Annotated in this window: 17 protein-coding genes; 15 read left to right on the top strand and 2 right to left on the bottom strand. The window is 71.7% G+C overall.

Annotated elements, in window-relative coordinates; genetic code table 11:
- Window positions 1-2,217 (bottom strand): ATP-binding protein, encoded by a 2,217-nt coding sequence (locus ACFYPN_RS14205; RefSeq protein ID WP_389298326.1) that lies wholly within the window; start codon window positions 2,215-2,217, stop codon window positions 1-3.
- Window positions 2,218-2,450: 233 nt separating this feature from the next.
- Here ACFYPN_RS14205 and ACFYPN_RS14200 point away from each other — a divergent pair, with 233 nt between their 5' ends.
- The 13 genes from ACFYPN_RS14200 to nusB all read left to right on the top strand — a co-directional run bounded on the left by ACFYPN_RS14200 (window position 2,451) and on the right by nusB (window position 15,885).
- Complete coding sequence (locus ACFYPN_RS14200) at window positions 2,451-2,897, top strand: DUF948 domain-containing protein (protein ID WP_358764465.1); 447 nt, start codon at window positions 2,451-2,453, stop codon at window positions 2,895-2,897.
- Window positions 2,898-2,904: 7 nt separating this feature from the next.
- Window positions 2,905-3,261, top strand: coding sequence for a DUF6167 family protein (locus ACFYPN_RS14195; RefSeq protein ID WP_358764447.1), 357 nt, complete (start codon window positions 2,905-2,907; stop codon window positions 3,259-3,261).
- Window positions 3,261-5,930, top strand: coding sequence for an alanine--tRNA ligase (gene alaS, locus ACFYPN_RS14190; RefSeq protein ID WP_389298324.1), 2,670 nt, complete (start codon window positions 3,261-3,263; stop codon window positions 5,928-5,930). The genes ACFYPN_RS14195 and alaS overlap by 1 nt, the downstream gene beginning before the upstream one ends.
- A gap of 17 nt (window positions 5,931-5,947) precedes the next feature.
- Window positions 5,948-6,412, top strand: a complete 465-nt coding sequence (gene ruvX / locus ACFYPN_RS14185) for a Holliday junction resolvase RuvX (RefSeq protein ID WP_358764463.1) — start codon at window positions 5,948-5,950, stop codon at window positions 6,410-6,412.
- Window positions 6,413-6,511: 99 nt separating this feature from the next.
- Window positions 6,512-8,413: an endolytic transglycosylase MltG gene (mltG, locus tag ACFYPN_RS14180; RefSeq protein WP_389298322.1), complete on the top strand. Its 1,902-nt coding sequence runs from the start codon at window positions 6,512-6,514 to the stop codon at window positions 8,411-8,413.
- A complete protein-coding gene (locus ACFYPN_RS14175) occupies window positions 8,400-9,236 on the top strand; it encodes a shikimate dehydrogenase (RefSeq protein WP_389298320.1) in 837 nt (278 codons plus the stop codon). Before mltG ends, ACFYPN_RS14175 begins: the two co-directional genes overlap by 14 nt.
- A 192-nt stretch (window positions 9,237-9,428) precedes the next feature.
- Complete coding sequence (gene aroC, locus ACFYPN_RS14170; protein ID WP_389298319.1) at window positions 9,429-10,613, top strand: chorismate synthase; 1,185 nt, start codon at window positions 9,429-9,431, stop codon at window positions 10,611-10,613.
- Window positions 10,610-12,247, top strand: coding sequence for a 3-dehydroquinate synthase (aroB, locus tag ACFYPN_RS14165; RefSeq protein ID WP_389298318.1), 1,638 nt, complete (start codon window positions 10,610-10,612; stop codon window positions 12,245-12,247). Before aroC ends, aroB begins: the two co-directional genes overlap by 4 nt.
- Window positions 12,244-12,684 carry a type II 3-dehydroquinate dehydratase gene (aroQ, locus tag ACFYPN_RS14160; protein ID WP_358764436.1) on the top strand — a complete coding sequence of 147 codons (441 nt, stop codon included), beginning with the start codon at window positions 12,244-12,246 and terminating at the stop codon, window positions 12,682-12,684. The genes aroB and aroQ overlap by 4 nt, the downstream gene beginning before the upstream one ends.
- A 137-nt stretch (window positions 12,685-12,821) precedes the next feature.
- Window positions 12,822-13,649: a Pro-rich N-terminal domain-containing protein gene (locus tag ACFYPN_RS14155; RefSeq protein WP_389298316.1), complete on the top strand. Its 828-nt coding sequence runs from the start codon at window positions 12,822-12,824 to the stop codon at window positions 13,647-13,649.
- Between the two features lie 79 nt (window positions 13,650-13,728).
- A complete protein-coding gene (locus ACFYPN_RS14150; RefSeq protein WP_358764432.1) occupies window positions 13,729-14,835 on the top strand; it encodes a M24 family metallopeptidase in 1,107 nt (368 codons plus the stop codon).
- Window positions 14,836-14,884: 49 nt separating this feature from the next.
- On the top strand, window positions 14,885-15,451 hold the full coding sequence (efp, locus tag ACFYPN_RS14145) for an elongation factor P (protein ID WP_266702314.1): 567 nt from the start codon (window positions 14,885-14,887) through the stop codon (window positions 15,449-15,451).
- A gap of 2 nt (window positions 15,452-15,453) precedes the next feature.
- On the top strand, window positions 15,454-15,885 hold the full coding sequence (gene nusB / locus ACFYPN_RS14140; RefSeq protein WP_358764430.1) for a transcription antitermination factor NusB: 432 nt from the start codon (window positions 15,454-15,456) through the stop codon (window positions 15,883-15,885).
- A gap of 199 nt (window positions 15,886-16,084) precedes the next feature.
- On the opposite strand, the gene bldD is transcribed toward nusB, so the two are convergent.
- A complete protein-coding gene (gene bldD, locus ACFYPN_RS14135; protein ID WP_327174691.1) occupies window positions 16,085-16,585 on the bottom strand; it encodes a transcriptional regulator BldD in 501 nt (166 codons plus the stop codon).
- A gap of 241 nt (window positions 16,586-16,826) precedes the next feature.
- Between bldD and pyrR the strand changes: the two genes are divergently transcribed.
- Both pyrR and ACFYPN_RS14125 read left to right on the top strand, forming a co-directional pair.
- Window positions 16,827-17,411, top strand: coding sequence for a bifunctional pyr operon transcriptional regulator/uracil phosphoribosyltransferase PyrR (pyrR, locus tag ACFYPN_RS14130; RefSeq protein ID WP_358764429.1), 585 nt, complete (start codon window positions 16,827-16,829; stop codon window positions 17,409-17,411).
- 122 nt (window positions 17,412-17,533) lie between these two features.
- Window positions 17,534-18,511, top strand: coding sequence for an aspartate carbamoyltransferase catalytic subunit (locus ACFYPN_RS14125; RefSeq protein WP_358764427.1), 978 nt, complete (start codon window positions 17,534-17,536; stop codon window positions 18,509-18,511).
- The last annotated feature ends 1 nt before the right edge of the window (window position 18,512 follow it).

Here is an 18,512-nt window from a genome sequence, read left to right as displayed (position 1 = left end):
TCAGAGCTCGGGCCCGCCCCTTCCGGTCATCCGGGAGGCGGCGGGCCTTCGCGTTTCCCCGGCCGCAGGGACACCTCCCGGCGGGAGGCCCTCCGCAGAAGATGAGGCGTCCACCGGGTGTCGGCGTCCGCCGGTCAGCGCCCGCCGTACCGCCGTGTCGTAGTCGAGCAGCGCCCCGGCGCGCAGTGCGGCGCCGTAGGCGTCGTCCCCCAGCTCCGCGCGGGCGAGCCCGGCGCACTCGGCGCGCGGGGTGCCGTAGTGGGCCGAGCCGAAGACCGGCACCCCCACGGAGGGCCAGATCGCCGACGCGGCCCCCTGGAGCACGGCAGCCTCCGCCGCGTCACCCTCCACGGCGGTCAGCAGTGCCAGCAGTTCCAGGGAGAGCACGCTGCCCAGCGGATCGTGGAACCGGTGGCCGGTGGCCAGCGCCTCCAGGACCATCCGGCGGCTCGGTCCTGGGCGGCCCTCCCGCAGCGCCACGAAGGCCAGGACGTACAGCGCGTACGCCCGGACCCACCGCTCCCCGTGGTCGTCGCAGACCTCCTCGACCTCGCGGCAGTGCGCGGCGGCGTCCTCCAGATCCCCCTGGAACACCCGCGCCATGCCCAGTTCCACCTGGGCCATCAGGACGTTGCTGTTGAGCTCGCCCACCTCCCGGTACCGAGCCAGCGCGTCCCGCAGCAACTCCTCCGCACGGACCACGTCGTCGGTGACGAGGGCCAGGCAGCCCGTCCGGTGCACCGCGTACGCCGCGGCCGCGTCGTCCCCGGACTGCTCCGCCCCCTCCCGGCAGTCCTGGAGCGCGGCGATCGCGCCGATGGTGTCGCCCTGGAGCACCGCCACGTATCCCAGCACCCACTGCGCCTTCAGCCGCGAAGGATCGTGGGTGGCGTCCTCGTCGAGGACGTGCTCCAGCCAGTACCTGCCCTCCGCCAGCCGCCCGCAGCCGACCCAGAAGTACCAGAGGGTTCCGGCCAGGTACTGCGCGAGGTGGATCTCGTCCGAGGACTCCATCGAACACTCCATCGCCCTGCGCAGATTGGGGAGTTCGCACTCGACTCGGGCCGCCACCACCTCCTGCCGGGGGGAGAACCAGTCCAGCTCGCACCAGGTCGCGAGTCCCAGGAACCAGTCCCGGTGCCGCCGCCGCAGGCGCTCGGCGTCCCCGGTGGCCGACAGCCACTGGGCCCCGTACTCACGGATCGTGTCCAGCAGCCGGTAGCGGGTGCCCGCGGGGGAGTCCTCGCGCAGCACCACCGACTGGGCGATGAGCGCGTCCAGCACGTCCAGCACGGTGTCGGCCGGCAGGCCCGGACCGCCGCAGATGTACTCCGCGGCCTCCAGGTCGAACTGTCCGGCGAAGACGGAGAGCCGCGCCCAGAGCAGCCGCTCCACGGGCGCGCACAGCTCGTGGCTCCAGCCGATCGCCGTCCGCAGGGTCTGGTGGCGCGCCGGGGCGCTCCGGCTGCCGCCCGTCAGCAGCCTGAACCGGTCGTCCAGTCGCTGGAGGATCTGCTCCGGTGCGAGCGCACGCATCCGCCCGGCGGCGAGTTCCAGGGCGAGCGGAATCCCGTCCAGGCGCCGGCACAGCTCCCGTACGGTCTCCCGGACCGCGTCGGTGAGCGCGAAGCCGGGCCGTACGGCGCCGGCCCGGGCGGCGAACAGCTCCAGCGCGTCCTCGCCGCCCATCGGCGCGAGCGGGTGGAGCACCTCGCCGTCCACCCGAAGCGGCAGCCGGCCCGCCGCCAGCACCCGCAGCCGCGGCGCGCGGCGCAGCAGCTCCCGGACCAGTCCGGCGCAGGCGTCGACGTGCTGTTCGTACCCGTCGAGCACGAGCAGCACCTCCCGGTCGGCGAGATGCTCCAGCAGGATCGTCCGGGGCGGCCTGCGGGTGTGGTCGGTCAGCCCCAGCGCGTCGGCCACCGCGTGCTCCAGCAGGTCGGAATCGCCCAGACCGGCCAGGTCGGCGACCCCGACTCCATGGCAGTACCGTTTCTCCAGAAGCGAGGCGATCCGCACCGCGCAGCGGGTCTTCCCGATGCCGCCCACTCCGACGACGGTGACCAGCCGGCTCTCCTCCAGCAGCGCGCCGACTGCGGTGAGATCGTCGTGGCGTCCGACGAAGGAGCTCAGCTCCGCGGGCAGTCCGCCACGACGGGGGGCGTGCCCGGAGTCCTGGTCGTCGGGCTCGGGGGGCCGACCCTGAAGGCGTCGCATGAAACACGCAGAGTACTGGCTCGGAAGCACTGCGTACAAACTTCTCCCGCAACCCCTTTCCCGGCGACGGGTAATGCGGTACAGGGCGTGACGCCCGGCGCGATAGGCTCGTCGAAACGACGACTGGCCCAGTGGCGGGTGTGCCCGGGTGCCGCGGCCGGTCCGGACGGTGACAGCCCCCCCCACGGGGGCGAGCGGCGAAGAGAGAGCGGTGCGCAGTGACCGGTGGAGAGGTGGCCGGAATCCTGGTGGCCGTCTTCTGGGCGATCCTGGTCTCGTTCCTCGCCGTGGTGCTGGTGAGGCTGGCCCAGACGCTCAGGGCGACCACCAAACTCGTGGCGGACGTGACCGAGCAGGCAGTACCGCTGCTCGCCGACGCCTCCGCGACCGTACGCTCCGCGCAGACCCAGCTGGACAAGGTCGACGCCATCGCGTCCGACGTCCAGGAGGTCACCTCCAACGCCTCCGCCCTCTCCACCACCGTCGCGTCGACCTTCGGCGGCCCCCTGGTGAAGGTCGCGGCCTTCGGTTACGGCGTCCGCCAGGCCCTCGGCCGCCGGACCGTACCGGAGCCCGGACGCGAGGCCCCGGCCCCCCGTCGTACCGTGGTCGTCGGACGAACCGTGCCGTCCGCCCGCAAGAAGCGGAGCGGACGCAGCTCCCGCGGACAGAAGGACTGAACCAGCGATGTTCCGCCGAACCTTCTGGTTCACCGCCGGCGCGGCCGCCGGCGTGTGGGCCACCACCAAGGTGAACCGCAAGATCAAGCAGCTCAGCCCCGAGAGCCTCGCGGCGCAGGCCGCGGACAGGGCGATCGAGGCCGGTCACCGGCTCAAGGACTTCGCCCTCGACGTGCGCGAGGGCATGGTCCGGCGCGAGGCCGAACTCGGTGGAGCGCTGGGCCTGGACGCACCGGCCGACCCGGAGCTCTCCGTACGGCGTCCCCGCGCCGTCGAGGCGGCCGGACCCGCGCACCGCGCGGACGGGCCCCCCGTGTACCGCACCCTCCCCCGCAACTCGAACAACCGGAATGAGGACCACTGATGGAGTCGGCCGAAATTCGCCGTCGCTGGCTGAGCTTCTTCGAGGAGCGCGGTCACACCGTCGTTCCCTCGGCGTCGCTCATCGCGGACGACCCGACTCTGCTGCTGGTCAACGCGGGCATGGTGCCCTTCAAGCCGTACTTCCTGGGTGAGGCCAAGCCTCCCGCCCCGCGCGCCACCAGCGTGCAGAAGTGCGTCCGGACCCCGGACATCGAAGAGGTCGGCAAGACCACCCGCCACGGCACGTTCTTCCAGATGTGCGGGAACTTCTCCTTCGGCGACTACTTCAAGGAAGGCGCCATCAAATACGCCTGGGAGCTGCTCACCGGCTCCCTCGCGGAGGGCGGTTTCGGCCTGGAGCCGGAGAAGCTGTGGATCACCGTCTACCTCGACGACGACGAGGCGGAGACGATCTGGCGGGACGTGATCGGTGTCCCTTCCGAGCGGATCCAGCGCCTGGGCAAGAAGGACAACTTCTGGTCGATGGGTGTGCCCGGACCGTGCGGGCCCTGTTCCGAGATCAACTACGACCGGGGCCCGGAGTTCGGCGTGGAGGGCGGCCCGGCCGTCAACGACGAGCGGTACGTGGAGATCTGGAACCTGGTCTTCATGCAGTTCGAGCGGGGTGCCGGTGACGGCAAGGAGGACTTCCCGATCCTGGGGGACCTGCCGTCGAAGAACATCGACACCGGGCTCGGCCTCGAACGCCTCGCGATGATCCTGCAAGGCGTGCAGAACATGTACGAGACCGACACCCTGCGGGTCGTCATGGACCGGGCCACCGAGCTCACCGGTGTCCGCTACGGCGCCGACCACTCCACCGACGTCTCCATGCGGGTGGTCGCCGACCACATGCGCACCTCCGTCATGCTCATCGGCGACGGTGTCACCCCGGGCAACGAGGGCCGCGGCTACGTGCTGCGCCGCATCATGCGCCGCGCCATCCGCAACATGCGCCTGATGGGCGCCACCGGCGCCGTGGTGCAGGACCTGATCGACGTCGTCATCGACACGATGGGCCGGCAGTACCCGGAGCTCCTGACCGACCGCAAGCGCATCGAGACGGTCGCGCTCGCCGAGGAGGCCGCCTTCCTCAAGGCCCTCAAGGGCGGCACGAACATCCTGGAGACCGCGGTCACGGAGACGAAGGCCGCCGGCGGCCGGGTCCTCGCCGGCGACAAGGCGTTCCTGCTCCACGACACGTGGGGCTTCCCGATCGACCTGACCCTGGAGATGGCCGCCGAGCAGGGCCTGGCCGTCGACGAGGACGGCTTCCGCCGCCTCATGCAGGAGCAGCGCGACAAGGCCAAGGCCGACGCCCGCGCGAAGAAGACGGGTCACGCCGACCTCTCCGCCTACCGGGCGGTCGCCGACACCGCCGGCGCCACGGAGTTCACCGGCTACACCACCACCACGGGTGAGTCGACCGTCGTCGGCCTCCTCGTCAACGGCGTCCCCTCGCCCGCCGCGACCGAGGGCGACGAGGTGGAGGTCGTCCTGGACCGCACCCCGTTCTACGCCGAGGGCGGCGGCCAGCTCGCCGACACCGGCCGTATCCGCCTCGACAGCGGTGCCGTCGTCGAGGTCCGCGACGTCCAGAAGCCGGTCCCCGGCGTCAGCGTCCACAAGGGTGTCGTCCAGGTCGGCGAGGTGACCGTGGGCTCCTCCGCCTTCGCCACGATCGACATCACCCGCCGCCGGGCCATTGCCCGCGCCCACTCCGCCACCCACCTCACCCACCAGGCACTGCGCGACGCCCTGGGCCCGACGGCCGCCCAGGCCGGCTCGGAGAACTCCCCGGGCCGCTTCCGCTTCGACTTCGGTGCGCCCGCCGCCGTTCCCGGCACGGTCCTCACCGACGTCGAGCAGAAGATCAACGAGGTCCTCTCCCGGGAGCTCGACGTGCAGGCCGAGGTCATGTCGATCGACGAGGCGAAGAAGCAGGGTGCCATCGCCGAGTTCGGCGAGAAGTACGGCGAGCGGGTCCGGGTCGTCACCATCGGCGACTTCTCCAAGGAACTGTGCGGCGGCACGCACGTGAACAACACCGCGCAGCTCGGCCTGGTCAAGCTGCTGGGCGAGTCCTCCATCGGTTCCGGGGTGCGCCGTATCGAGGCCCTGGTGGGTGTGGACGCGTACCACTTCCTCGCCAGGGAGCACACGGTCGTCGCTCAGCTCCAGGAGCTGGTCAAGGGCCGTTCCGAGGAGTTGCCGGAGAAGATCTCGACGATGCTCGGCAAGCTGAAGGACGCCGAGAAGGAGATCGAGAAGTTCCGCGCGGAGAAGGTCCTCCAGGCCGCCGCCGGTCTGGTCGACTCCGCCACGGACGTACGGGGTGTGGCTCTCGTCACCGGCCAGGTGCCGGACGGCACCTCCGCCGACGACCTGCGCCGCTTGGTGCTCGACGTGCGGGGGCGTATCCAGGGCGGCCGGCCCGCCGTGGTGGCCCTCTTCACCACCGCGGGCGGGCGCCCGCTGACGGTCATCGCCACCAACGAGGCCGCCCGCGAGCGCGGCCTCAAGGCCGGCGACCTGGTCCGCACGGCCGCCAAGACCCTCGGCGGCGGTGGCGGCGGCAAGCCGGACGTCGCCCAGGGCGGCGGCCAGAACCCCGACGCCATCGGCGACGCCGTCGCCGCCGTCGAACGCCTGGTCACCGAGACCGCATGACCGAGGAGAGTGCCCCGATGCGTCGCGGACGCAGGCTCGCGATCGACGTCGGGGACGCCCGGATCGGGGTCGCCTCGTGCGACCCCGACGGCATCCTGGCGACGCCGGTGGAGACCGTGCCGGGACGTGACGTCCCGGCCGCCCACCGGCGGCTCGGCCAGATCGTCGAGGAGTACGAGCCGATCGAGGTCGTCATCGGCCTGCCCCGGTCCCTGAACGGCGGTGAAGGCCCCGCAGCGGCGAAGATCCGCGCCTTCGCCCAGGTGTTCGCCCGCGCGGTCCACCCGCTGCCGGTGCGGCTGGTGGACGAGCGGATGAGCACGGTGACGGCGAGCCAGGGCCTGCGCGCCTCGGGCGTCCGGTCCAAGAAGGGGCGGTCCGTCATCGACCAGGCCGCCGCCGTGGTGATCCTGCAGAACGCACTGGAGTCCGAACGGGCGTCAGGGCATGCACCTGGCGAGGGCGTCGAGGTAGTGCTGTGATCGCGATACGGTAACGTTCCGCGCGATGCTGCGGTGTTCGAACAGCCCGCACGGCGAAGCGAAGAGACGGAAGGCGCGTCTCGCGGCTCTAGGGGATCGATGACTGAGTATGGCCGGGGCGCAGGCCCCGAACCGTGGCATCCCGAGGATCCCCTCCAGGGGGACCAAGGCTGGGCGGCCCAGGAAGCCTCACAGGGCCAGAACTCCTACGGCGGCCATCCGCAGGACCCCTACGCCCCGCAGCACCAGCAGCAGCCCTATCCGCAGGACCCGTACGCCCAGCAGCAACAGGGCTACGGCGATCCCCAGGACCCGTACACCCAGCAGCAGGCATACCCCCAGCAGGGTTACGGCAATCCCCAGGACCCCTACGGACATCAGCAGCAACAAGAACAACAGCCGTACCAGCAGCCTCAGGGCGGCGGTTACGAGCAGCAGCAGCCGTACGGGCAGCAGCAGCCCTATGAGCAGCAGCCGTACGGGCACCAGCAACAGCCGTACGACCCTCAGCAGCCCGGCTACGACCAGGGCTGGGACACCGGGCCGCAGCCCGCCATGCCGTACGGTGCCCAGCCGCACGACCCGTACGGCTACCCGGGGGAGAACTACGGCGCCCCCGGCGACCAGTACGCCACCGCGGAGGCGTTCCCGCCGCCGCAGCCGCCCGGCCGCCGCACCGCGCCGGAACCCGAGCCGCAGTCGCAGGCACAGACGGACTGGGACCCGGACGAACCGGTCGAGGAGACGCATCCCTTCTTCACCGGCGCCGACACCTCGGAGGAGCGGCGCGGGCGCGGCAGCCGCGGCAAGAACGGCTCCGAGGACCCGGACCGGGACTCCGACCCGGACGACGGCGCGGACTCCGAGTACGACGACGACCCGCGCTCCGGCCGCCGCGGCGGACGGAGCAAGAGCAAGAAGAAGAGCCGCAACGGCTGCGCCTGCCTCGTCGTGTCACTGGTTCTCGTCGGCGGCCTCGGTGGTGTGTCCTACTTCGGGTACTCCTACTGGAAGCAGCAGTTCGGCGCTCCCGAGGACTACCAGGGGATGGGCACCGGCCCGCAGGTCGAGGTCGAGATCCCCAAGAACGCGCTCGGCTACGACATCGCCAACAAGCTGAAGAAGCAGGGCGTCATCAAGTCGGTCGACGCCTTCGTCTCCGCGCAGAGCTCCAACCCCAAGGGCAACTCGATCCAGGCGGGCGTCTACCTCCTCAACAAGGAGATGTCGGCGGCCAACGCGGTCAAGATGATGCTCGACCCGAAGAGCCAGAACGCGCTGGTGATCCCCGAGGGCACCCGCAACGTCAAGATCTACGAAATGATCGACAAGCGGATCGGCCTGGCCGACGGCACCACCAAGAAGGTCGCGCAGGCCAAGGTGGCCGACCTCGGTCTGCCGGACTGGGCGATGCACCACTCGGATCTCAAGGACCCGCTGGAGGGTTTCCTCTTCCCCGCCGCCTATCCGGTCGCCAAGGGCTCCAAGCCCGAGGACGCCCTGAAGCGGATGGTCGAGCGCGCCGACGAGGAGTACAGCAAGCTCGACCTCGCGGGCGCGGCGAAGAAGTACGACCTGGACGGCCCGTGGCAGGTACTGACCGTCGCCAGCCTGGTCCAGGCCGAGGGCATCTCCCACGACGACTTCCGCAAGATGGCCGAGGTGGTGTACAACCGCCTCCAGCCGGACAACACGATCACCAACCGCAAGCTCGAGTTCGACTCTGCCTTCAACTACCTGAAGAACCAGAGCGAGATCAAGATCAGGTCGAACGAGATCCGCACCAACCCGGACCTCTACAACACCTATTACCACACCGGTCTGCCGCCGGGCCCGATCGGCAACCCGGGGGACGAGGCGATCAGCGCGACCCTCAACCCGACCGCCGACGGGTGGATGTTCTTCATCTCGCTCGACGGGAAGAAGACCGACTTCACCAAGACGGTGGAGGAGCACGAAGAGCTCAACAAGAAGTTCAAGGAACTCCATGGCCTCCAATGAGGGACCCCGCCGCGCCGCGGTCCTCGGCTCCCCGATCGCCCACTCGCTCTCGCCGGTCCTGCACCGGGCCGCGTACGCGGAGCTCGGCCTCGCGAACTGGTCGTACGACCGGTTCGACGTGGACGAGGCGGGGCTCCCGGAGTTCTTCGGGGGCCTGGACGGCACCTGGGCCGGGCTGTCGCTGACCATGCCGCTCAAGCGGGCGGTCGTCCCGCTGCTCGACGGGATCAGCGACACCGCTGCCTCGGTCGAGGCGGTCAACACGGTCGTGTTCACCGAGGAGGGCCGGCGGGTCGGGGACAACACCGACATCCCCGGCATGGTCGCGGCCCTGCGCGAGCGCGGCGTCGAGAAGGTGGAGTCCGCCGCCGTCCTCGGGGCGGGTGCGACCGCGTCCTCCGCGCTCGCCGCGCTCTCCCAGATCTGCGCGGGACCGGTCACCACCTACGTACGCAGCCGCGCGCGGGCCGACGAGATGCGCGGCTGGGGCGAACGCCTCGGTGTGGACGTCCGGATCGCCGACTGGGCCGAGGCCGCGGAGGCATTCGCCGCCCCGCTCGTCGTCGCGACCACCCCCGCCGGCACCACGGACACCCTCGCCGCGGCCGTCCCCGAGGCCCCCGGCACCCTCTTCGACGTGCTGTACGAGCCCTGGCCCACCGCCCTCGCCGCCGCCTGGGCGGACCGGGGCGGGGCCGTGGTCGGCGGTCTCGACCTGCTGGTCCACCAGGCGGTCCTCCAGGTCGAGCAGATGACGGGCCGCTCCCCGGTACCGCCGGCCGCCATGCGTACGGCCGGAGAGGCCGCGCTGGCGGCACGCTGACGGGCCGCCGGCCCCGGCCGTCGGGCTCGGTCCACCGGGCCCGGCCCCACCGGCGCGGACGCGCGTGGAGCGTCCGTCTGCTGGACCGGGGGCCGTCCGCCCCCTCAGGTCGTGGGAGTATCGGGGGCGGCGGGCCAGGGCCGCGCACCCGGCCGCGCCGTCGCAGTTTGCGCGCGAGCATGAGGAGCACCGTTGAGCAGGTTGCGCTGGCTGACCGCAGGGGAGTCGCACGGCCCCGCACTCGTGGCGACGCTGGAGGGTCTTCCCGCCGGCGTCCCGGTCACCACGGAGATGGTGGCCGACGCCCTCGCCCGGCGGCGGCTCGGTTACGGCCGCGGTGCCCGGATGAAGTTCGAGCAGGACGAGGTCACCTTCCTCGGCGGCGTACGCCACGGCCTCACCATGGGGTCCCCGGTCGCCGTCATGGTCGGCAACACCGAGTGGCCCAAGTGGGAGCAGGTCATGTCCGCGGACCCGGTCCCCGAGGAGGAGCTGGCCGCGCTGGCCCGCAACGCCCCGCTGACGCGCCCCCGGCCCGGCCACGCCGATCTGGCGGGCATGCAGAAGTACGGCTTCGACGAGGCCCGGCCGATCCTGGAGCGCGCCAGCGCCCGGGAGACCGCCGCCCGTGTGGCGCTCGGCGCCGTCGCCCGCTCCTACCTCAAGGAGACCGCGGGCATCGAGATCGTCAGCCACGTCGTCGAACTGGCCGCCGCCAAGGCGCCGTACGGCGTGCTGCCGACCCCGGCCGACGTGCCCGCGCTCGACGCCGACCCGGTCCGCTGCCTCGACGCCGACGCGTCGAAGGCGATGGTCGCCGAGATCGACCAGGCCCACAAGGACGGCGACACCCTCGGCGGAGTCGTCGAGGTGCTCGCGTACGGTGTGCCGGTCGGGCTCGGTTCGCACGTGCACTGGGACCGGCGCCTCGACGCCCGGCTCGCCTCCGCCCTCATGGGCATCCAGGCGATCAAGGGCGTGGAGGTCGGCGACGGCTTCGATCTCGCCCGGGTGCCCGGCTCCCAGGCCCACGACGAGATCCTGGTCACCGAGGGCGGCATCAAGCGTGCCACCGGTCGCGCCGGTGGCACCGAGGGCGGCCTGACCACCGGTGAGCTGCTGCGGGTCCGCGCCGCGATGAAGCCGATCGCCACCGTGCCCCGCGCGCTCGCCACCGTCGACGTGGGGACCGGTGAGCCCGCCAAGGCCCACCACCAGCGCTCCGACGTCTGCGCCGTGCCGGCCGCCGGGATCGTCGCCGAGGCCATGGTCGCCCTGGTGCTCGCCGACGCCGTCGCGGAGAAGTTCGGCGGGGACAGCGTCGCCGAGACGCGCCGCAACGTGCGGGGGTACCTCGACAACCTCCAGATCCGATGAGCGCGCCGCTGGTCGTCCTCGTCGGTCCCATGGGGGTCGGCAAGTCCACGATCGGTGAGCTGCTCGCCGAGCTGCTCGGAGCCCCGTACCGCGACACCGACGCCGACGTGGTGGCGACGGCGGGCAAGCCCATCTCGGAGATCTTCTTCGACGAGGGCGAGGAGCGCTTCCGTGAACTGGAGCGGCACGCCGTGCGCGAGGCCGTCGCCGCGCACACCGGTGTGCTCGCGCTCGGCGGTGGTGCGGTGCTCGACGCGGACACCCGCGCCCTGCTGGCCGGGCACGCCGTCGTCTACCTCTCCATGGACGTGGAAGAGGCGGTCAAGCGCGTCGGACTGGGCACCGCACGGCCGCTGCTGGCCGTCAACCCGCGCCGGCAGTGGCGCGAGATGATGGAACTCCGCCGCCACCTGTACGAAGAGGTGGCGCGGGTGACCGTCGCCACCGACGACCGCACCCCTGAGGAGATCGCCCGCGAGATCCTCGACGCACTGGAACTGCCGGAACGCGACACCACGCCCGGCCGGGAGAAGGCAGCAATGACCGAGCAGGCCCCCACCCGCATCCAGGTCGCCGGCACCGCGGGCAGCGACCCGTACGAAGTGCTGGTCGGCCGGCAGCTCCTCGGCGAGCTGCCGAGGCTCATCGGCGACCGCGCCAAGCGCGTCGCGGTGCTGCACCCCGAGGCACTCGCCGAGACCGGCGAGGCGGTCCGTGAGGACCTCGCCTCCCAGGGGTACGAGGCCATCGCGATCCAGCTGCCGAACGCCGAGGAGGCCAAGACCGTCGAGGTCGCGGCCTACTGCTGGAAGGCGCTCGGCCAGACCGGCTTCACCCGCAGCGACGTCATCGTCGGGGTCGGCGGCGGAGCCACCACCGACGTCGCCGGGTTCGTCGCGGCGAGCTGGCTGCGCGGGGTGCGCTGGATCGCGGTCCCCACCACGGTCCTCGGCATGGTCGACGCGGCGGTCGGCGGCAAGACGGGCATCAACACCGCCGAGGGCAAGAACCTCGTCGGTGCCTTCCACCCGCCGGCCGGGGTGCTCTGCGACCTGGCCGCCCTCGACTCGCTCCCGGTCCACGACTACGTCTCCGGAATGGCCGAGATCATCAAGGCCGGCTTCATCGCCGACCCGGTGATCCTCGACCTCGTCGAAGGGGACCCCGAGGGGGCCCGTACGCCCGCCGGACCGCACACCGCGGAGCTGATCGAGCGCTCGATCCGGGTCAAGGCCGACGTCGTCTCCAGCGACCTCAAGGAGTCCGGACTCCGCGAGATCCTCAACTACGGCCACACGCTGGGCCACGCGATCGAGAAGAACGAGCGCTACAAGTGGCGTCACGGCGCCGCCGTCTCGATCGGCCTGGTGTTCGCCGCCGAACTGGGCCGGCTCGCCGGACGGCTCGACGACGCCACCGCCGACCGGCACCGCACCGTCCTCGCCTCGGTCGGCCTGCCGCTGACCTACCGCGGTGACCAGTGGCCGCGGCTGCTGGAGAACATGAAGCTCGACAAGAAGTCCCGCGGCGACCTGCTGCGCTTCATCGTCCTGGACGCGCTGGGCAAGCCCACCGTCCTGGAAGGCCCGGACCCGGCCATCCTGCTCGCCGCCTACGGAGAGGTCTCCGCGTGACCCGCAGAGTACTCGTGCTGAACGGCCCGAACCTCGGCCGGCTGGGTTCCCGGGAGCCCGACGTCTACGGGGCCACCTCGTACGCCGGGCTCGTCGAGACCTGCCAGGCGCTCGGCAAGGAGCTCGGCTTCGACGTCGAGGTCCGCGAGACCAACGACGAGGGCCAGATGATCCGCTGGCTCCACGAGGCGGCGGACGGTTCGGTCCCGGTGGTCATCAACCCCGGTGCCTTCACCCACTACTCGTACGGCATGAGGGACGCGGCCTCCCAGCGCACCGCGCCCCTCATCGAGGTGCACATCTCCAACCCGTACGCGCGCGAGGAGTTCCGGCACAACTCCGTGGTCGCACCGGTCGCCACCGGGACCGTCGCCGGATTCGGCATCGGCTCCTACCGGCTGGCGCTGCGCGCGCTCGCCGACGAGCTGACGGACTGACCCGGCGTCACCACCCGCACGCCGCCCGCGTCCGGGCACTCGCCGCCGCCCCGGGCCGTTCACCCCGTGAACGCCCGGGGCGGTACGGTAGCCGTCCGACCAGCGCCAGTTGACCGCACGAGACGGAGTGGCACCGGATGCAGCACGCAGTGGGGGCTCCGTTGCCGCCTCCCCACCGGCCCGGACACGGCCCCGTCGACGGCCCGCACCACGCCCCGCACCCCGGCAGCCCCGCGCCGCCGCCCCCGATACCCCAGGCGCCCCCGGCGCATCCGGCCCAGGTATGGGCCGCGCCCGGCCCCGACCAGCAGCCCGCGTCTCGCTCCCGCGAGGTCACCGGCCACTTCCGGCTGCCGCCGGGCGGCCTCGTGCCGGTGCCCGCGCAGCCCGTCGAACCCGGCACCGGGGCCGCCACCCTCGCCGTCCTCCTGATCGGCCCGGCGGGCGCGGGCAAGACCACCGTGGCCAAGCTCTGGGCGGCCCGTCGCCGGGTGCCCACCGCACACGTCTCCCTGGACGACGTGCGCGAATGGGTGCGCTCGGGGTTCGCCGACCCGCAGGCCGGCTGGAACGACCAGTCCGAGGCCCAGTACCGCCTCGCCCGCCGCACCTGCGGCTTCGCCGCCCGCAACTTCCTCGCCAACGGCATCTCCTGCATCCTGGACGACGCCGTCTTCCCCGACCGGCCCGTCATCGGCCTCGGCGGCTGGAAGCGGCACGTCGGGCCCGGCCTGCTCCCCGTGGTCCTCCTGCCCGGCCTGGAGATCGTCCTGGAGCGCAACGCCGCCCGCACCGGCAACCGCCGCCTCTCCGACGAGGAGGTCGCCCGCATCCACGGCCGGATGGCCGGGTGGTACGGCTCCGGGCTGCCGATCATCGACAATTCGACGTACGACGTCGAGACCACCGCCCGGGTCCTGGACGACGTCCTCGCCCGCGCACTCGCCAGCCCGCCCTCCTGGTAGAGCACCCCGGAGCTCCCGCCCGCCCCCGGTCGGACAGCGCTGACGGGCGGGGCGGCGGATGGGCTCGTACGCTCGGGGCATGTCAGAGGTGTACGCCGTCCGCCGCGGGCTGGTCCGCGACCGGTGCGCCGCCGCCGGATCGGCCGCCGCCCTGGTCTCCCGCCCCGCCAACGTCCGCTATCTCGCCGGTGGGGCGCCTCCCGGTGCCGTCCTGCTGCTCGGCGCCGGCGAGGACGTCCTGCTCTGCCCCCGCCCCCCGGCCGGCGATCCGGCGCACGGGCGTACGGACGAGTCGCTGCGGGTGTCGGTGCTGAGCGGCGGGCGCGGGGACGCGGCCGTCGCCGCCGCGGACATGGCCGCCGCACACGGAACGGAGCGCCTCGCCGTCGAGGAGCACGACCTCACCGTGGCCCGCCACCGGGCCATGGTCACCGCCGCACCCCGCCTCCGTCTCGGCGACCTCGGCACCACCGTGGAGCAGCTGCGGGTGGTCAAGGACGAGGAGGAGATCGCCTGCCTGCGCATCGCGGCGGAGATCACCGACCAGGCGCTGGGGGAGCTCCTGGAGTCGATCCTCGTCGGCCGCACCGAACGCCACCTCTCCCTGGAACTGGAGCGCCGGCTGGTCGACCACGGCGCCGAGGGGCCCGCTTTCGCCACCTCCGTGGCCACCGGGCCCAATTCCGGCCAGGGGCGCCACCGGCCGACCGACCGGAGGGTCGAGGAAGGCGATTTCCTCAGCGTCTGCCTCGGCGCGAGTTACCGCGGATACCGCTGCGAGATCGCCCGCACCTTCGTCATCGGCACGGCCCCGGCCGACTGGCAGATCGAGCTGTACGACCTCGTTTTCGCCGCTCAGCGCGGTGGCCGGGAGTCTCTGCTGCCGGACGCCACCTACCGTGAGGTGGACCACGCGGCCCGTCATCGGCTGGACTCCGCGGGGTACGGCGAGGGGCTGATGCCGCGCACCGGGCACGGGGTCGGACTCGAAATCGACGAGGACCCGCAGCTGGCACCGACAGCCATGGGTAAACTGGACGCTTGCGTGCCGGTCACCGTCGGACCGGGGGTCCACCTCCCGGGCCGGGGCGGTGTCCGGATCGATGACACGCTCGTCGTGCGCCCCGAGGCGGACGGCGGACCCGAGCTACTCACCATTACGACCAAGGAGCTGCTCGCGCTCTAGCGCGCGTTCTTGGCCGTCCACTGCTTTCAGTCCAGGAGATTCCGCAACCGTGGCTTCCACGAACGACCTCAAGAACGGCCTGGTGCTCAAGCTCGACGGAGGCCAGCTCTGGTCCGTCGTCGAGTTCCAGCACGTCAAGCCCGGCAAGGGCCCGGCCTTCGTGCGCACCAAGCTCAAGAACGTGCTCTCCGGCAAGGTCGTCGACAAGACGTTCAACGCCGGCGTGAAGGTCGAAACGGCCACCATCGACCGGCGTGACATGCAGTTCTCGTACATGGACGGCGACTACTTCGTCTTCATGGACATGAGCACGTACGACCAGCTCATGGTCGACCGCAAGTCCGTCGGCGACACCGCCAACTTCCTCATCGAGGGCTTCACCGCCTCGGTGGCGCAGCACGAGGGCGAGGTGCTCTACGTGGAGCTGCCCGCCGCCGTCGAGCTGACCATCCAGCACACCGACCCGGGCGTGCAGGGCGACCGCTCCACCGGCGGCACCAAGCCCGCCACGCTGGAGACCGGTTACGAGATCGGCGTGCCGCTCTTCATCACCACCGGCGAGAAGATCAAGGTCGACACCCGTACGGGCGACTACCTCGGCCGGGTGAACAGCTAACCGTGGCTGCCCGGAACAAGGCCCGCAAGCGCGCCTTCCAGATCCTCTTCGAGGCCGACCAGCGCGGCGAGTCCGTGCAGACGGTCCTCGCGGACTGGGTCCGGCACTCGCGGACCGACGACCGCCAGCCCCCCGTCGGCGAATTCACGATGGAGCTCGTCGAGGGGTACGCGCGCTACGCGGACCGCATCGACGACCTCATCGTCACGTACGCCGTGGACTGGGAGATCGACCGCATGCCGGTCGTCGACCGCAGCATCATCCGGCTCGGCGCGTACGAGCTGATCTGGATGGACGAGACGCCGGACGCCGTCGTCATCGACGAGGCGGTCCAGCTCGCCAAGGAGTTCTCCACGGACGACTCCCCGTCCTTCGTGAACGGCATGCTGGCCCGTTTCAAGGACCTCAAGCCGAACCTGCGCCGCGAGCAGTAGCTCCGGGGCGCCGAGCGTTCAGCCGACGAAGGCCCGTGGTCATCCCGACCGCGGGCCTTCGGCATGCCCGGACCCCGCCCGGTCCGGGGCGGAGGAACAACGACGCCGGGCCGGCGGGGAGACCCTCTCGGGTCCTCCCCGCCGGCCCGGCGTCGAGAGGTGTTCGTGCGGGCGGGGCCCGGAGCCTCGCCGTGGGGCCTCAGCCCTCTTCGTGGGTGACGGCCCGGCGCGCGTCCGCGTCCAGCACGCCCCAGTTGATCAGCTGCTCCGTCAGGACGGAAGGCGACTGGTCGTAGATCACCGCGAGGGTGCGCAGGTCGTCCTGGCGGATCGAGAGGACCTTGCCGTTGTAGTCGCCGCGCTGGCTCTGGATCGTCGCGGCGTAACGCTGCAGCGGTCCTGCCTTCTCCGGCGGCACGTGGGCGAGGCGCTCCAGGTCCAGGACGAGCTTCGGCGGCGGCTCGGCCGCGCCGCCGGGGGTCGTGCCCGGCAGCAGCTCCTGGACGGGAACGCCGTAGAAGTCCGCCAGCTCCGCAAGACGCTGGACGGTCACCGCACGGTCGCCGCGCTCGTACGAGCCGACGACGACGGCCTTCCAACGGCCCTGCGACTTCTCCTCCACGCCGTGGAGGGAGAGGCCCTGCTGGGTGCGGATGGCGCGGAGCTTGGCCCCGAGCTGTTTTGCGTATTCGCTGGACATAAGGCTCCCCGGACGCTCGAACATGATGCGGCGCCGCCGCGTGGCTGGTGACTCACTGTGAGGTTACGCAGCGTTACTTGGATGCGTCAAGCCGGGAGGTTCCCGGCGGCTCCTGCGGGGGCCGGGTCGGGGGCCCCGGAGGGGCCCTGGTAACGTGGAAGACGTAATTTCGAGATTTTCGAGGTTTTCCGACGTCCTTTAAGATCCGTCCCGTGAGGCGGAGAAGGAGGTCCGTTTCTCAATGGACGCACAGCACGAAGGCACCGGCAACGCGGCACGGCCCGTTCTGGAAGCCCCCGACATCGCCCGGGCCCTGACCAGGATCGCCCACGAGATCGTCGAACGCGCCAAGGGCGCCGACGACGTGGTGCTCCTCGGAATCCCCACCCGCGGCGTCTACCTGGCCCGCAGACTGGCCGGGAAGCTCGAAGAGATCACCGGCCGCGCGATTCCGGTCGGATCGCTCGACATCACGATGCACCGCGACGACCTCCGGATGCGCCCCGCGCGCGCCCTGGGACGTACCGATATCCCCGGTGACGGCGTCGACGAGCGCCTCGTCGTCCTCGTCGACGACGTGCTCTTCTCCGGCCGCACGATCCGCGCCGCCCTCGACGCCCTCGGCGACATCGGCAGGCCCCGCGCCGTGCAGCTCGCGGTCCTCGTGGACCGCGGCCACCGCGAACTCCCGATCCGCGCCGACTACGTCGGCAAGAACCTCCCGACGTCGCACCGCGAGACGGTCACGGTCCAGCTCGCCGAGGAGGACGGCCGCGACGCCGTGCTGCTCGGCGACCGGCGGGCCGCCACGGCAGGCGGGCTCTAGTGCCCTTCCCGCACTAGCACCCCCACCGCAGAGCACCCCCGTACGGCCCGTCACCCGGTCCGTACGGACGCTGCAGCACGCCCGCATGCCCGACACCTCCACCACCCCCGGAGCACACCCAGATGAAGCGCCACCTCATCTCGGCCGCCGACCTCACCCGCGACGACGCCGTCCTCATCCTCGACACCGCCGAGGAGATGGCCCGGGTCGCCGACCGGCCGATCAAGAAGCTTCCCACCCTGCGCGGCCGTACCGTCGTCAACCTCTTCTTCGAGGACTCGACGCGGACCCGCATCTCCTTCGAGGCCGCCGCCAAGCGCCTCTCCGCCGACGTCATCAACTTCTCCGCGAAGGGCTCGTCCGTCTCCAAGGGCGAGTCCCTCAAGGACACCGCACTGACCCTGGAGGCGATGGGCGCCGACGCCGTCGTCATCCGGCACCACTCCTCCGGCGCCCCGTACCGCCTCGCCACCTCCGGCTGGATCGACGGCGCGGTGGTCAACGCGGGCGACGGCACCCACGAGCACCCCACCCAGGCCCTGCTGGACGCCTTCACGATGCGCCGCAGGCTGGTCGGGGCCGACCAGGGGCTCGGCCGTGATCTCGACGGCCGCCGGATCACCATCGTCGGCGACGTCCTGCACAGCCGGGTGGCCCGCTCCAACGTCCACCTGCTGACCACCCTCGGCGCCCACGTCACCCTGGTGGCCCCGCCGACCCTGCTGCCGATCGGCGTGGAGCAGTGGCCCTGCGACGTCAGCTACGGCCTGGACGAGGTGCTCCCGGAGTCCGACGCGGTGATGATGCTGCGTGTGCAGCGTGAGCGGATGAACGCGGCGTACTTCCCCACCGAGCGCGAGTACTCGCGGCGCTACGGCCTGAACGGCGACCGCATGGCGAAGATGCCCGAGCACAGCATCGTCATGCACCCCGGCCCGATGAACCGCGGGATGGAGATCACCGCCGAGGTGGCCGACTCCGACCGCTGCACCGCCGTCGAGCAGGTCGCCAACGGCGTCTCCGTCCGCATGGCCGTGCTCTACCTCCTGCTCGGCGGCTCCGAGCCCGCCACCACCGCCCGTCCCGAGGGGAACAAGTAAT

The organism is Streptomyces sp. NPDC005576, assembly GCF_042871745.1.
GTDB lineage: Bacteria > Actinomycetota > Actinomycetes > Streptomycetales > Streptomycetaceae > Streptomyces.
Note: the sequence above shows the minus strand (reverse complement) of the source record. Positions and strands in the feature narration are given on the sequence as shown.

Excerpts from the sequence above, each read along its gene's own strand:
- ACFYPN_RS14175 (WP_389298320.1), top strand. The coding sequence starts at position 8,400 with ATGGCCTCCAATGAGGGACCCCGCCGCGCCGCGGTCCTCGGCTCCCCG.
- mltG (WP_389298322.1), top strand. The coding sequence starts at position 6,512 with ATGACTGAGTATGGCCGGGGCGCAGGCCCCGAACCGTGGCATCCCGAG.
- bldD (WP_327174691.1), bottom strand. The coding sequence starts at position 16,585 with ATGTCCAGCGAATACGCAAAACAGCTCGGGGCCAAGCTCCGCGCCATC.
- ACFYPN_RS14155 (WP_389298316.1), top strand. The coding sequence starts at position 12,822 with ATGCAGCACGCAGTGGGGGCTCCGTTGCCGCCTCCCCACCGGCCCGGA.
- ACFYPN_RS14150 (WP_358764432.1), top strand. The coding sequence starts at position 13,729 with ATGTCAGAGGTGTACGCCGTCCGCCGCGGGCTGGTCCGCGACCGGTGC.
- ACFYPN_RS14205 (WP_389298326.1), bottom strand. The coding sequence starts at position 2,217 with ATGCGACGCCTTCAGGGTCGGCCCCCCGAGCCCGACGACCAGGACTCC.
- ruvX (WP_358764463.1), top strand. The coding sequence starts at position 5,948 with ATGCGTCGCGGACGCAGGCTCGCGATCGACGTCGGGGACGCCCGGATC.
- ACFYPN_RS14125 (WP_358764427.1), top strand. The coding sequence starts at position 17,534 with ATGAAGCGCCACCTCATCTCGGCCGCCGACCTCACCCGCGACGACGCC.
- pyrR (WP_358764429.1), top strand. The coding sequence starts at position 16,827 with ATGGACGCACAGCACGAAGGCACCGGCAACGCGGCACGGCCCGTTCTG.
- ACFYPN_RS14195 (WP_358764447.1), top strand. The coding sequence starts at position 2,905 with ATGTTCCGCCGAACCTTCTGGTTCACCGCCGGCGCGGCCGCCGGCGTG.
- alaS (WP_389298324.1), top strand. The coding sequence starts at position 3,261 with ATGGAGTCGGCCGAAATTCGCCGTCGCTGGCTGAGCTTCTTCGAGGAG.
- aroB (WP_389298318.1), top strand. The coding sequence starts at position 10,610 with ATGAGCGCGCCGCTGGTCGTCCTCGTCGGTCCCATGGGGGTCGGCAAG.